The sequence below is a fragment of the Halomonas sp. JB37 genome (genome assembly GCF_002332255.1).
In the GTDB taxonomy this organism is placed as follows: domain Bacteria; phylum Pseudomonadota; class Gammaproteobacteria; order Pseudomonadales; family Halomonadaceae; genus Vreelandella; species Vreelandella casei.
This window is the reverse complement of record NZ_NRGW01000001.1, coordinates 1046946-1061265: the sequence shown is the minus strand read 5'-3', so window position 1 is coordinate 1061265 and position 14320 is coordinate 1046946. Positions and strand designations below refer to the sequence as shown.

Genomic DNA, 14320 nt, shown 5'->3' with positions numbered 1-14320 from the left:
AACCCATTGGGGTGGTTATTCTTCAAAATCCTGCTGTGCCGAAAAGCGGTATACCGTACGCGAGCGGTACGTATCACCCGGCTCTAGGATCGTGCTGGGAAACGCTTCCTGATTGGGGGAATCAGGATAGTGCTGAGTTTCCAGGGCAAAACCCGAGCGGTGCCCGTAGGCCTGGCCCTGCTTACCGGTCAGGCTGCCGTCAAGAAAGTTGCCAGAGTAGAATTGGATCGCGGGTTCGGTGGTGGTGATTTCCACCATGCGCCCACTCTGCGGCTCCCACACCTTGGCAGCCACAACGAGTTCATCCGATGCTGCGTTATCACGGGCCAGCACAAAGTTGTGGTCATAACCGCCGCCGAAAGCGAGCTGTTTGTTGTCCTGCTCAATCCGTTCGCCGATAGGCGTCGCCTGGGTAAAGTCGAACGGCGTGCCGTCTACCGGGCGAATCTCGCCGGTAGGGATCAGCGTGTCGTTGACCGGGGTAAACGCAGGGGCGTTAATCATTAGCTGATGATCGAGAATGGTGTCGCTACCCTCGCCCTTAAGGTTGAAGTAGCTGTGCTGGGTGAGGTTAATCGGTGTGGCTTTGTCAGTCACCGCCCGATAATCCACCATCAGTTCGTCATTATCGGTCAGGGTGTAGGTCACTTCGGTCTCCAACCTGCCGGGGTAGCCCTCTTCGCCATCCTCACTGGTATAGCGCAACACAAGCCCAGTGCCCGAATCATTCTCAAACGGCTCAGCCTGCCACAGCACTTTGTCGAACCCTTTCTGGCCGCCGTGCAGGTGGTTGCTACCATCGTTGGTGGCCAATGAGTAGTTTTCCCCATCAAGCGAGAACTGGCCATCCGCGATACGATTGCCGTAGCGGCCAATGATGGCACCGAAGTAAGGGCTGGCCTGTCGGTACTCATCGGAGAGATACGCTTCCAAGGCGTCGAAGCCCAGCGCTATATCATCAAACTCGCCCGTCAGATTAGGGGTTTTCAGCGACAGAATGATGCCGCCATAGTTGGTCACCCGCAGCTCAATCCCATTGGCGTTAGTGAACTGATAGACATCGACCTGGCGACCATCGGGCAAGTGACCAAACACCGACGTCTGGACGCTGTTGTCGGCTTTACTCGTCGTGTCAGTTTCAGCATTGTCCTGGGCTTGCGCGGCGTTTATCAGCAGCAACACGGCGATAGCGCTGAGCAGCAGAGGAGAACCGTTTTTTAATCGTTGGCTGGACATGAGAGGCATGAGCTTCCTCCTGGTGGGATTTTTGTTGTTAGCTTTTTGTTGTTAGGTCAGTGCTATTAATACCGATTCAATCACTACAGTAGCCACGTCTTTCATAACCAACCAATATACAAATACATCACTATCGATATACGTCTAAGTATCAATAACAATTCAAGGCTTATCCCATGGGCATTCTCGATGAGAACGGGTTTCTAGATACGCGACTAAAGTTGCCCCACTGCTCACTCTTTTGCATCGAATAAGCACTCTCACGATGGAGCCACCGGCTCCATCAGACTGGCGATAGTACTGGCGAGAGCACTGGCGGCCTCTCACATGACCAGAAATTTAGAGTGAACGCACCGTGACAATCGCTTCATCATCACTGCTAAAGCGCAGTGTGTTACGCAGCGGACGGCCAAACTCGGGCAGGTCGATCTCGAAGCGGTCGCCTTGCTGGGTTTTCACGCTGTCGGCAAAGCTAAGCGTGGCCGTGCCAAAGTAATGCACGTGCACATCGCCCGCTCTGCGGAAGTTAGCGTACTTGAAGTGGTGATGTTCAAGATTGGCCAGTGAATGCGCCATGTTCGCCTCGCCGGTCAGAAACGGCTTTTCCCACAGCGTTTTACCATCGCGCACAATACGGCTGGTGCCTTCAAGGTGCGTAGGCAGTTCGCCAACCAGCAGCTCAGGGCCAAAGCTGCAGGCACGCAGCTTTGAATGCGCCAGCCACAGATAATTAAAGCGCTCGGTCACGTGATCCGAAAACTCATTGCCGATCGCATAGCCAACCCGCCGGGGCTGCCCATCGCCATCAATTAAGTAGAGCCCGGCCAGTTCTGGCTCTTCGCCCGCGTCTTGCGCAAACGCTGGCACCGGAAATTCGCCTTCTGGATTAACAATAATGCTGCCATCGCCTTTATAGAACCACTCTGGCTGCGCGCCGCACGCACCGCTCTCGGGCTTGCCGCCTTCCACGCCGAGCTTGAACATGCGCATCGAGTCAGTCAGCTCACTTTCTTTGGCCTGCGCCTTAGCATGCATGGCCGAGCGGGTATCGGCACTGCCCAGGTGAGTCAGCCCCGTTCCCGTCACAAGGCAGTTCGCTGGGCTTGAGTGAGTCAATGGTGGGAGTAGCTGCTTTGCTTCTATCAGCGCGGCATAATCTAAGCGCTCTTCGGTCAATGCCGCCTCAACAACCTCCGTTAACGGGCGCGACTCGGCGATAGCCTGCTGGGCCAAGCCATATACTCCTTGGCTACCGCTGATAAGCCGAACCTGTTGAGGGCTTTCGACCATGGCGGCTCTCAATTGGCCTTCGTGTAAACACTGAATCAGACGCATACCGTTCTCCTGTTTTTATAACCGGATGTTATGACTTTGTTGTTAATACTGATGGTTACTGTTGACGGTTAATATTGATGATTAATGTTGACGGTTAATGCGAGTGACGCGGTACATCAGAGCCTCGGCAGCCGACCAAAAAGTCAAAATCACAGCCTTCGTCCGCTTGCAGCACATGTTCGATATAAAGCTGACGATAGCCGCCCTGGCTGGCGATGACCGTTGACGCTGCGGTGGGGTCGCTCTCGGCCAGGCGCGAGGCAAGCTCGGCATCGCTAATATCCAGGTGCAGCCGCCCACCGTTGCAATCAAGCTCAATCATATCGCCGTTACGCACGGCCGCCAGCGGGCCACCTGCGGCCGCTTCTGGTGCCACATGTAACACCACGGTGCCATACGCCGTACCGCTCATACGCGCATCGGAAATACGTACCATGTCGGTAATACCCTGAGCCAGAATCTTCGGCGGCAGGCCCATGTTGCCCACTTCCGCCATGCCGTGATAGCCGCGTGGGCCGCAGTGCTTCATGACCAAGATATCGTCGGCTTCAACGTCCAGATCCGGGTCGTTGATGCGCGCTTTGTAGTCATCGTAATCCTCAAACACCACCGCACGACCGCGATGCTGCATCAGTTCTGCCGTTGCTGCCGAAGGCTTTAGCACCGCACCATTGGGAGATAGGTTGCCGCGCAGCACGCAGATGCCGCCGTCTACCGTCAAAGGATTATCCAGCGGGCGAATCACTTCGTCGTTATAAAGCGGGGCGTCCTGGACGTTTTCCCAGAGGGTTTTGCCGTTAACGGTTAATGCATCTTTGAAGGGCAGCCGGTCGGCTTCGCCCAGGCGTTTGAGTACCGCTGGCAAGCCACCCGCGTAGTAGAACTCTTCCATCAGGAAACGGCCCGACGGCTGCAGGTCAACCACCGTGGGCGTGCCGCGCCCTACCCGGCTCCAGTCGTCTAGCGTGAGATCCACACCGATCCGCCCGGCGATCGCTTTTAGGTGAATCACTGCGTTGGTGGAGCCTCCAATTGCCGCGTTGGTACGAATGGCGTTATCGAAGGCTTCCTTGGTGAGAATTTTGGAGAGACGCAGATCTTCATGGACCATCTCAACAATTCGGTTACCGGAAAGATGTGCCAGCACATAGCGGCGGGAATCTACCGCAGGAATTGCCGCATTATGGGGTAGCGAGGTACCTAATGCCTCCGCCATACAGGCCATTGTGGAAGCAGTGCCCATGGTGTTGCAGGTGCCGGCCGAGCGTGACATACCGGCCTCGGCGGCCATAAAGTCGTGCAGCGATATTTCGCCCGCTTTAACCTGTTCAGAGAGTTTCCACACCACGGTGCCAGAACCAATATCCTTACCTTTGTGCTTGCCGTTGAGCATCGGCCCACCGCTGACCACGATAGTGGGAATATCGCAACTCGCTGCGCCCATCAGCAGCGCCGGGGTGGTTTTATCACAGCCCACCAGCAGCACCACGGCATCCATCGGGTTGCCGCGGATGGCTTCTTCGACATCCATGCTGGCTAAATTACGCGTAAACATCGCGGTCGGGCGCAGGTTGGACTCGCCGTTAGAAAACACCGGAAACTCGACCGGGTAGCCGCCCGCTTCTAAAATGCCCTTCTTAACGTGCTCTGCCAATTTTCGAAAATGCGCGTTGCACGGCGTCAGCTCTGACCAGGTATTGCAGATACCGATAATCGGCTTGCCCTGAAACTCATGGTCGGGGATGCCCTGATTTTTCATCCAACTGCGGTACATGAAACCGTTCTTATCAGCGGTACCAAACCACTCGGCAGAGCGCAGTTTTGGCTTATTAACATTTGATGAATCACTCATATTCTTCTCCTCGGTCTCGAACTGTCTGCAGCTCAATGTTTTTATTAGTGGTCAATCCATACAGATTTGGTGACGCTCTTAGTCACAACATCTTAGTTACACCAGTGAGAACACCAGCCACGCTAAACCAAACGCCATCAATGAAATTCCGATTGAAATGACGGTCCAGGTCTTCAGCATGGTTTTGGTATCCACACCTAAAAAACGACCTACCAGCCAGAATCCAGAGTCATTGACATGAGAATAACCAATGGCACCCGCGACGATGGCCACGGCAATGCAGGCTGCGGGTAAGCCTGAAAGCGATGGGTCTGCCAATACAACGGGCGCCATAATTCCGGCGGCCGTAGTGCCAGCAACTGTTGCCGAGCCTTGCGCAATACGGATCACTGAAGCGATCACGTAGCCTGCCAGGATGATCGGCAAGCCATAGCTTTGCAGGCTATCGGCCAACGCGTCGCCGATACCACTGGCGGTCAGTACGCCGCCGAACATGCCGCCTGCGCCGGTGATTAAGATAATGCTACAAACAGGCGATAACGCTTGTTCAACTGTCTCATTAATAGATCCAATCGCTTCACGCTGTGGCGAACGAATCACCAATAGCCACATAGCAATACAGGTACTGATCAGCATCGCGATGGGCGTTTCACCGATCAAGATCAACCCTTGAATCAGCGGATTGTCTGCATCCACCATGCCGCTATGAGAAAGTGTCGAAAGGCCCGTATTGAGGAAAATAAGTACCAGCGGCAATAGCAGCACCAGTAGTACGGTACGAAACGCGGGGCGCTTGTCTGCCGGCACTTCTGCATTGCTTCCGCCCATAAGATTGGGCACCGCTTGAAACGGCATACGATTGGCCAGTATCAGTGACAGCCGGTACCCCATCAGATACCACGTCGGTAATCCAACAAGCAGGGCGATAAACAGCACTTGCCCAATATCCGCTTGAAGAAAAACGGCGGCGGCAACCGGCCCAGGATGCGGCGGCACCAGCGCATGCATCACCAAGAAGGCGCCTGCAGCCGGTAACCCATAGAGTAATAAAGACGCTTTTAGCTCTCTTGCCACGGAATAAATGACCGGAAGCATGACAACGAATGCGGCATCAAGAAAAATGGGAAAGCCAAATAACAGGCAGGCAATGGAAAGCCCTAACGGCGCCCGGCTATGGCCAAATAGCTTGATCAACGTATCGGCCAGCACCTGAGCGCCGCCGGATACAGCGACAATCCGCCCTAGTACCGCACCAAAGCCAATTAATAGCGCAACGTTGCCTAGCGTCTTACCAAACCCTCCTAAAAGCGTCGGTACTAAGTCTGCGCCGGAAATACCTGTCGCCAATGCAGTGCCAATACTGACGATAACAAGCGCAAAAAATGGATGAAGGCGTACTCTGATAATTAACAACAGCAAAATGATAATGGCAGCAGCTGCGATCAGCATAAGCGCTAACGTTGAAGCTCCTGCTGCTTGCGTCGTTTCTAGCATGGCGTTTTTTCCTAAAATTTTGTTGTTATTGGTGTTGCCGTTACTGGCAATCACCAAAGCAAATCCACTATAGGCAGCCACGCAATAACCAACCAATGCCAAAAACTGCCAATATCGATATACTTTTAGTTATCACGCACACAACAAGGCTTATTCCATGGGCGTACTCGATGAAAACTGGTTTCTCCACGTGAGACTAAAGTTGCGTCACTTTCAGTTATTTTTGGCGCTTGATGAGCAGCGTAATCTGCATAGGGCAGCGGCTCAGCTCAACATGAGCCAGCCCGCGGCCTCAAAGCTACTCAGCGACCTAGAAACAAATCTGGGGATTCGTTTATTTGATCGACACGCCCGCGGGTTAACACCTAACTGGTACGGCGAAATAATGATTCGCCACGCCCACAGCATACTGTCGGCATTACGCCACACCGGCGAAGAGCTAAATGCATTACGTGACGGCAATGCCGGAACGGTTGCCGTCGGTACCGTGATGGCACCAGCGGTCACGCTGCTCACCAGCGCTATCGAGCGCGTGCATAGAGAGCGGCCAGGGTTAAAAATTCGCGTTGATGTCGATGTCAGTAAAACACTCGTGCCGCGCCTGCTTGAGGGCGAGCTAGATTTTGCGATTACACGTATCCAGGCAGGCTTTGATATAGAGCGCTTCGTCTTTGAAGAAATTGGCGAAGAAGAGCTCTGCTTTGTATGTCGCCAAGGCCACCCACTAGCCGACAAAACGTCACTGAGCTTGACCGATATGGCGGACTACCCATGGACGCTACAGCCTGCTGGCGCCCTCATGCGCCAGCGTGTAGACAGCCTCTTTTTGCATCATCAGGTAGCGCCCCCTAGCCAGATAGTAGACACCGCCGATGTACTGCTCTCGCTCGCGCTGGTTGATAAATCAGACACGATCACCGTCACCACCCGGGAAACCGCCAATCTGCTATGTGCACCGCAGCGCTTTCACCTATTACCGTTTAGCGAGGCGCTCAGCGTTCAGCCATACGGGCTGGTAAGCTTACGCAATCAGCGCCTCTCTCCCGGGGCCGCCGCGTTAATGAGCACACTGCGTGACATTATCGCGTTAGGATCTTCTCCTGCGGCACCACATCATGGCTGTGATAATGATCGTGCGTTATGAAGAGGCTCTCGCTGATCTAGATTTTTGGTAGCGATACGCCTTAACCAGAAGAGGCGAACACCACAACACAATCACAGCAATACCCAACCCCGCGCTGATGGGGCGCGCGAAAAAGCTAGTTAAGTCGCCACCGGTGCGCAGCATTGCGCTCATAAAGTTATTTTCGACCGTTGAGCCTAGTACTAGCCCCAGAATGGCTGGTGCCATTGGGAATCCATTGACGGCAAGCACATAAGCCACCAGCCCAATCACCAGCATTATCCAAACATCGACAATGCTGTTATTGATCGCAAAAGCACCAACGATACAAAAGCATAAGATAATCGGCATTAAGACGCGGCTGGGGGTCAGGATAAAGAACTTCGATAACCTAATCGCCATATAGCCAATGGGAAGCATCATTAAATTAGCGATGATAAACACGATAAATAAGGCATAGATCAGTCCTGAACCATCCATAAAAATGGTGGGACCAGGATTCATGCCTTTCATGTACAGCACGCCAATCACGATAGCGGTAATGGAGTCACCCGGAATACCGAACACCAATGCCGGCACCCACGCCCCGCTCAGGCCGGAGTTATTCGCAGAGCTTGCATCAACAATGCCCTCTATATGCCCGGTGCCATACTTCGCTTTGTCCTTCGACCGGCTTTTGCCCACGGCATAGGCAATCCAGGCAGCAATGTCGGCCCCTGCGCCGGGCAAAGCGCCAATCAATGTACCGATTGAGCTGCCGCGCAGCATATTTCGCCAATAGCGCTTCGTATGTCTCGGCACGTTATGAAACACGCTGTCCGTGGCAACAATATTGATGGTCTTTTTCTCAGACTTTGAGCTGTAGTAGTTCATCAGCTCATTCAGAGCAAACATACCAATCATCACCGGTATAAAGTTGACCCCCGCCATTAGGTCAGGCACGCCAAAGGTAAAGCGCGGAGCGCCACTCATCATATCGAGACCGACGGTCGAAAGCAGAATACCAAAGAGCAATGAGAGAAAGGCTTTCGTTTTAGAGCCAATCGAAATAAATATCGAACAGCTTAAACCCAATACCGCAAGCCAAAAGTATTCAAACGCACTGAACTTTAACGCCACTTCCGCTAAAGACTGAGCCACCACAATTAAGATGACGGTACCAAAAATGCCGCCGAATACTGAGCAGACTAAGTTGATACCTAATACTTCTCGTGCCCTGCCTTTTTTCGCCAGCGAATACGACTCTGTCACGTAAGCCGCCGATGCCGGCGTTCCCGGTATATTTAAATAAGTACCTGGAATATCACCCGCAAAAATAGCCATTGCTGATGTCGATACAATAGCGGCGATAGCCGGCGTCGTGTCCATATAGAAGGTCACCGGGACTAGCAGCGCCACGGCCATGGTCGCCGTTAGGCCAGGCACGGCGCCGACGAAGATGCCAAATAGCGAAGCCGCTATGATGACTAACATAGTGTCTAGCGTTAAAACTAACGCAAAGCCATTAATCAAAGCGTCCATGGCAAGCTACCCCCTAATAAAACGCCTTGAGGTAACGGCACTAAAAGATAGTGTGAAAAAATAAAATAAATAGCCAGTGAGACACCAACAGAGGCCGCCACGGCGACGTATAAGGCCGTTTTTCTTAGCATCATGAGTGAAAACATAATGATCATCATGGCAAACAGCGCGCCGATGTAAGGGCTTGCCAAGACGTAAAAAACAATCATTAGCGGCGGCAATACCATTACCCAGCTTTTTTTGCCTGATGGGTGCTCAGCGCCTTCTGACTCAGTGGCGTTTAGTGCTGATGTTTCAAAAGCGTTGTTTTCAAAAGCGTTGTTTTCAAAAGCGTTGGTTTCAAAAGCGTTGGTTTCTAATTCTGTGGTTGCTAGTTCAGCGCCTTGTAATTCACCTTGCATCATTTGATCAGCCCCCCTGTGCCTTTGCCACATTCCGCTCAACATGAGAACGACGCCGCCGATACAAAATCCCCCTCCAACGATGGAGGGGAAAAGTGAGGGCCCGAACTGGAGACTAGGTAGGGTGGGAAACTGCTGAGCGATGAAAATGGTCACCACCCCAGCAATAACAAACCCTATTCCGATGAGGACATCCCGCATTTTCTTTCCTTAGTTAGCTAGGCCAACTTGCTCAACGATCTCGCCGAAAACGGTATCCATGTCTGCCATCAGCTGGCCAAAGTCTTCAGCATTGCGCCATTCAGTACCGAAGCCTTGCTGATGCATAAAGTCTTGATACGTATCGCTGTTGTAGGCGGATTCCAGCGCGGCCTCAAGCGTGGCGACAACCTCTGGGTCCATCCCTTTGGGGCCTGCAATGCCGCGCCACTCACCTACTTGATAGTTACTGTCAAGCAGTTCTTGGGTGGTAGGAATATCGGGAAAGCTATCAATACGCTCAGGGGACATAACGGCGAAACTTTTGACGCGCCCAGCTTCCATCATTGAGCGCGCTTCTGGCACTGAGCTGGGCACAATATCAATGCCGCCGGACACTAGCTCAATCATCGCTGGCGCAGCACCCTCACTCGGGATCCAGATCACTTGATCTGCAGGGACACCTTGATCCATCAAGAAGCCCGCAAAGGCCAAGTGCCAGACGCCGCCTTGACCCGTACCAGACGCGGTGAAGGTGCCTTTGGGCTCGTTCTTAATAGCATCAATCAGATCTTGAAGGCTTTCATAGGGGGAATCGGCGGCGACCTGTATGCCCGGAAAGTCATAGTTGACCTGAGCAATCGGTGTAAAATCTTCATAGGTAAGGTCGGTTAAACCCTGCCAGTGCATCATATTGACTTCGCCTGTTGCTAAGCCAATCGTATAGCCATCTGGTGCGGCGTTAATCATCGCGGTATGGCCCACCACGCCACTGCCACCGGTGCGGTTTACCACGTTAACTTTTTGCCCGATTTCATCTTCAAGCGCGCGCGCAATCGTGCGCGCTGTCGCATCGGTACCGCCGCCAGCCGCCCACGGTACAATCAGCGTGATAGGACGTTCAGGGTAGTCGGCCAGGGCCGCGCCTGATGCCACCATCACCGCCGCGGCAACACCTGAAACAAGCATAGATTTAAGAGAATTATTTATAGTTGTCATATTCACTTTCCTTTGGTCATGGGTTGCTTAGCGTCAATTATCTTTTTTGGAAACGTCACGGGTTAATGCTTTAGGACTTTCTTTTCTAACAACGTCTGCTTTCTCAGTTAAATAAGTGGGGAGACCTATCGCTTAGAAAGCGTCTTTAAGCATGCTGTAAAAATCTTCTTTCGAGGGTGCTCTGGGATTGGTCGCCGTGGAGTGATCTTCTAATGCCCACTGAGCCAGTTGGTCCAGATGCTCTTCCGTAACCCCCATTTCGCTTAAACTAGCGGGCATTCCCAATGTCACATTGAGCTTTTCAAACGCTTTTACTAAATCGTCATCAGGGTTGAGGCCCATAGCATCTTTAAGGCGAGTAAATTTCTCCTCACAGCCGGGCTGATTAAACTTAAGCACAGTGGGCATCAACACGGCATTGAGCGTGCCATGGTGAAGCTTTAACTCATGCAGGCCTCCTAACGCATGAGACAAGGAGTGCACCGCGCCAAGCCCCTTCTGAAAGGCCATCGCCCCTTCCAGGGCTGCCATCATCATTTCGTTTCGAGCGGTTAAGTTTTCGCCGTTTTCAACGGCTTCTACCAGATATTGGCTGGCACGCGCCAGCCCATCCAAAGCAATCGCTTCGGCGGGAGGGTTTATCTTGGGACTTAAAAAAGTTTCCACGCAGTGAGCGATGGCGTCCATACCCGTAGCAGCGGTCAAGAACGGCGGCAAACTGAGCGTGAGTCGAGGATCGCAGATAGCCACCGCAGGAATCAGATATGGGGAAAGAAAGCCGAGCTTACGATTATCTTTCATCGTAATTAAAGAGGCTCTGCCTACCTCACTGCCAGTGCCGGCCGTTGTCGGTACCGCTATTAAGGGCAGCACGTCTGCATTAATTTTTGCAACGCCGCCTTCAATCGCAGCGTATTGGCGCAATGGCGCGGGATGATTAAAAAGTAACGCGACCGCTTTAGCCAAATCGATGCTGGAGCCCCCACCAACGGCCACAATGCCATCGCAGTCATTTTCCTTTAAAAATGCCAAGGCGCTTTCTACGGCTATTTCCGTTGGGTTTGAAGGAGTGCCATCGAAAATACAGGCATCTGCATTAAGCCGTGCTGCCTCAACGACTTGCGCAAGAACGGGGGTGGCGCTGAGGCCTTTATCCGTCACAAACAGCGGCCTTTTAACCTGCAGCAGATGCAGCTCGTTGGCTAGCTCCGCAATGGCATGCTCACCAAATTGAATTTTAGTCAGGTAGTTGATGATATAAGGCATTGTAATTTCTCATTATTATTGGGTGCAAAACAAAACACCAATGCAGACTCAAAAGGTGTCATACAGTATGACTGCACAACAACAGTCTAGTAACGTATTTTGTGCCTGCCAAGCCCTTTACGAAAAAATACTCTTTACCGATATGGCCAGTGGCTAAAGCAGCTAATACCTGCCTTGCACTTAGTCGCTGAGAGCAATCTAGAACAAATGAACATTGCATTCAATGACCATTACATAGGACGATAGTCTAATCGACGTACGCGGCCTGCTTGGTAGAGTGCTCCCACAATGATCGCTTTTGAGCCTGTGCCTAGTCATCGCATCAAAAGCCCAACAATCAGTTTGAGGTAAACGATGGAACTCATTAATTCCCCGTCCGTTATTATTCATCTAAACCCAAGAGATAACGTAGGCGTTGCCTCAACAGCGGTACCGGTAGGTGTTCCCATTGATAAAAATGGCACCTTAGCCACAGAGAATATCGATGCGGGTCATAAAGTTGCGTTAACTAATATCAAAAAAGGTGAGGCCGTTTATAAGTATGGCCAACTGATAGGTCTAGCGTCGCAGGATGTACAGCCCGGCGAGCACGTGCATACTCACAATCTCGCTATGATCGAGCTAAATTCTTCATTAAAAGATTTCAAGCCCCACTCGAAAACCGAAACAGCGCCTTCTTCTCGCACGTTTCAAGGCTTTCAGCGTGCTGATGGCAGCGTAGGTACACGCAACTACATTGGTATTCTTTCCACCGTTAACTGCTCTGCTACGGTGGCTAAAGCCGCCGCCGATATCCTTAATCAATCAGATGACTTAAGCCAAATGGGCTTCGACGGCGTCGTGGCGATTACCCATGGTTCGGGTTGTGCTATGAACACTGACTCCGAGGGTTTTACCTTCCTTGAACGCGTGATCGCGGGCTACGCACAGCATGCTAATTTTGCCTTCGTGCTTATTATTGGGCTGGGCTGCGAGACAAATCAGGTTAAAACGCTCGTTAAGCGCCAAGGCTTAGAAGACGCCTCAAGACTTGCCTACTTCAATATTCAAGACGCGGGCGGCACGCGCACTAGTATCAAAACAGCCTGCGATCACGTCATGCAGATGGCGGCTCAGCACGGCAAAATACAGCGCACGCCGGCTTCCATAGAGCACCTGGTGGTGGCGTTACAATGCGGGGGCTCGGATGGATATTCAGGTATTACCGCTAATCCAGCGCTTGGCCATGCCGCCGATCTCATCGTGCAACAAGGCGGCAGCGTCATCCTAGCTGAAACCCCTGAGATTTATGGCGCGGAAAACCTGCTGATTGACCGTTCTATCGATGAAAGCGTCGCGCAAAAACTACTGGATCGGATTACTTGGTGGAAGCATTACACTGAGATTAACGGTGCCGAGTTAAACAATAACCCTTCGCCTGGCAATAAAGCGGGGGGGCTTTCAACGATTCTAGAAAAATCGCTGGGCGCCGTCGCAAAAGGCGGCAGTTCAAGCCTTAACGATGTACTGCAATATGCAGAAAAAATCACTGCGCGCGGCTTTAACTTTATGGACAGCCCAGGCTACGACCCTATTTCCGTGACCGGCCAAATTGCGTCCGGGTCAACGGTGGTGTGCTTTACCACCGGGCGGGGGTCGGTGTCAGGTTTCAAACCAGCGCCCTGCCTTAAGCTCGCCACCAATACGCCCATGTATGAGAAAATGCATGAAGATATGGATATCAACTGCGGTGTAATCGTCGATGGTACTGGCAGTGTAGAAAGCGTTGGGGAAGAAATTTTTGAACGCATTATCGCGATTGCTTCAGGTGACATGAGCGCAAGCGAATCATTGGGTTACGGTAATAATGAGTTCGTTCCTTGGCTGATAGGTGCCGTCACCTAAGCGTTGTTTCAAGAGCAATGGGCTAATCATGACACAAACGCTGCGCGACCAACTTTATACGGCTCTTAAGCAGAGCATTGTTGGCAATCGCCTTGAATCGGGCCTGGTACTGCTTGAGGGCAACATAGCGGCGCTATTTAGCATTAGCCGCTCCCCCGTTCGTCAAACCTTAAGCCGCTTACACGAAGAACAGTACATCTGCCGCTTCGAAGGGCGCGGCTATTTGGTGGGTGCATCGCCTAGCGAGATCGTCCGGCGCCCTCTTAGCGAGCGGGATTTCAAGCAGTTAGGCTATGCCCCGCAAGTAGATCGTACCGTTTCCTGGCAGGCGCATATCGACGGCGTGGAACATGACATCGTTCTATGTTCGATTAAGGGCGCATTTGAGCTCAACGAGCTGCAGCTTTCAAAATCACTCAACGTAAGTCGCACGGTCACTCATCAGATTCTGCACCATTTACGGTCCATCGGGCTGGTCGAAAAGATTAAATACAATAGCTGGAGCGTTGTGCCTCTCGACAATGGGAGGCTACACAATCTTTATGAAGCACGCCGCCAACTAGAGCCTTATATGATTGTCCGCGCGGCGCGGCATATGCCTGAAAGCACGCTCAACGGCTATATTGCCAAGCTTAAAGATGCCGCCGATAACTACCCTAATATTAAAGGTGAGCTACTCGATGCGTTAGAAAACGACCTCCACCATAGCGCCGTTAGCTTAGGCGGCAATCAGGAGGTAATGGATATGCTTAGGCGCACTCACCCTATTTTACTCATCAGTAAACACCTGCTTGGGCGCGTGCTTAAACTCCCCGACCAAGATCCTTTTTTCGATGAGCATTTATGTATCTTCGAAAAGATACGCCAACAGCGGCCAGAGCAGGCGGGTAAAGCACTGGTAACGCATTTAGAGCGCTCGGAATCTAAAGTGCTTGATCGTCTTATTCACTTTAGAGAATCGGGAGATATCGATATACCGCCTTATCTGCGGCAATAATTAAAATGGACAGA

Annotated in this window: 11 protein-coding genes; 3 read left to right on the top strand and 8 right to left on the bottom strand. The window is 52.1% G+C overall.

Annotation, left to right across the window (positions count from 1 at the left end):
* Positions 1 to 15 precede the first annotated feature (15 nt).
* From CIK78_RS05075 to CIK78_RS05060, 4 genes are all read right to left on the bottom strand, one after another.
* Positions 16 to 1245: an aldose epimerase family protein gene (locus CIK78_RS05075; RefSeq protein ID WP_096277846.1), complete on the bottom strand. Its 1230-nt coding sequence runs from the start codon at positions 1243 to 1245 to the stop codon at positions 16 to 18.
* Between the two features lie 330 nt (positions 1246 to 1575).
* Complete coding sequence (gene araD1, locus CIK78_RS05070; protein ID WP_096277844.1) at positions 1576 to 2571, bottom strand: AraD1 family protein; 996 nt, start codon at positions 2569 to 2571, stop codon at positions 1576 to 1578.
* Positions 2572 to 2665: 94 nt separating this feature from the next.
* Positions 2666 to 4423, bottom strand: a complete 1758-nt coding sequence (locus CIK78_RS05065; protein WP_096277841.1) for an IlvD/Edd family dehydratase — start codon at positions 4421 to 4423, stop codon at positions 2666 to 2668.
* Positions 4424 to 4519: 96 nt separating this feature from the next.
* Positions 4520 to 5917: a GntP family permease gene (locus CIK78_RS05060; protein WP_096282266.1), complete on the bottom strand. Its 1398-nt coding sequence runs from the start codon at positions 5915 to 5917 to the stop codon at positions 4520 to 4522.
* 157 nt (positions 5918 to 6074) lie between these two features.
* Between CIK78_RS05060 and CIK78_RS05055 the strand changes: the two genes are divergently transcribed.
* Positions 6075 to 7061, top strand: coding sequence for a LysR substrate-binding domain-containing protein (locus tag CIK78_RS05055; protein ID WP_096277839.1), 987 nt, complete (start codon positions 6075 to 6077; stop codon positions 7059 to 7061).
* Here CIK78_RS05055 and CIK78_RS05050 read toward each other — a convergent pair.
* The 4 genes from CIK78_RS05050 to CIK78_RS05035 form a co-directional block, all read right to left on the bottom strand.
* Positions 7056 to 8561 carry a tripartite tricarboxylate transporter permease gene (locus CIK78_RS05050; protein WP_096277837.1) on the bottom strand — a complete coding sequence of 502 codons (1506 nt, stop codon included), beginning with the start codon at positions 8559 to 8561 and terminating at the stop codon, positions 7056 to 7058. The two genes, CIK78_RS05055 and CIK78_RS05050, sit on opposite strands and share 6 nt — an antisense overlap.
* Positions 8549 to 9163 carry a tripartite tricarboxylate transporter TctB family protein gene (locus CIK78_RS05045; RefSeq protein ID WP_096277834.1) on the bottom strand — a complete coding sequence of 205 codons (615 nt, stop codon included), beginning with the start codon at positions 9161 to 9163 and terminating at the stop codon, positions 8549 to 8551. Before CIK78_RS05045 ends, CIK78_RS05050 begins: the two co-directional genes overlap by 13 nt.
* Positions 9164 to 9172: 9 nt before the next feature.
* Positions 9173 to 10159, bottom strand: a complete 987-nt coding sequence (locus CIK78_RS05040) for a tripartite tricarboxylate transporter substrate binding protein (protein ID WP_096277832.1) — start codon at positions 10157 to 10159, stop codon at positions 9173 to 9175.
* 132 nt (positions 10160 to 10291) lie between these two features.
* Positions 10292 to 11425 (bottom strand): iron-containing alcohol dehydrogenase, encoded by a 1134-nt coding sequence (locus CIK78_RS05035; RefSeq protein WP_096277830.1) that lies wholly within the window; start codon positions 11423 to 11425, stop codon positions 10292 to 10294.
* 354 nt (positions 11426 to 11779) lie between these two features.
* On the opposite strand from CIK78_RS05035, the gene CIK78_RS05030 reads away from it, so the two are divergent.
* Together CIK78_RS05030 and CIK78_RS05025 are read left to right on the top strand one after the other, a co-directional pair.
* Entirely contained in the window at positions 11780 to 13309 is a 1530-nt protein-coding gene (locus tag CIK78_RS05030) for an altronate dehydratase family protein (protein ID WP_096277828.1), read from the top strand.
* Positions 13310 to 13337: 28 nt separating this feature from the next.
* Positions 13338 to 14306: a GntR family transcriptional regulator gene (locus CIK78_RS05025; protein WP_096277826.1), complete on the top strand. Its 969-nt coding sequence runs from the start codon at positions 13338 to 13340 to the stop codon at positions 14304 to 14306.
* The last annotated feature ends 14 nt before the right edge of the window (positions 14307 to 14320 follow it).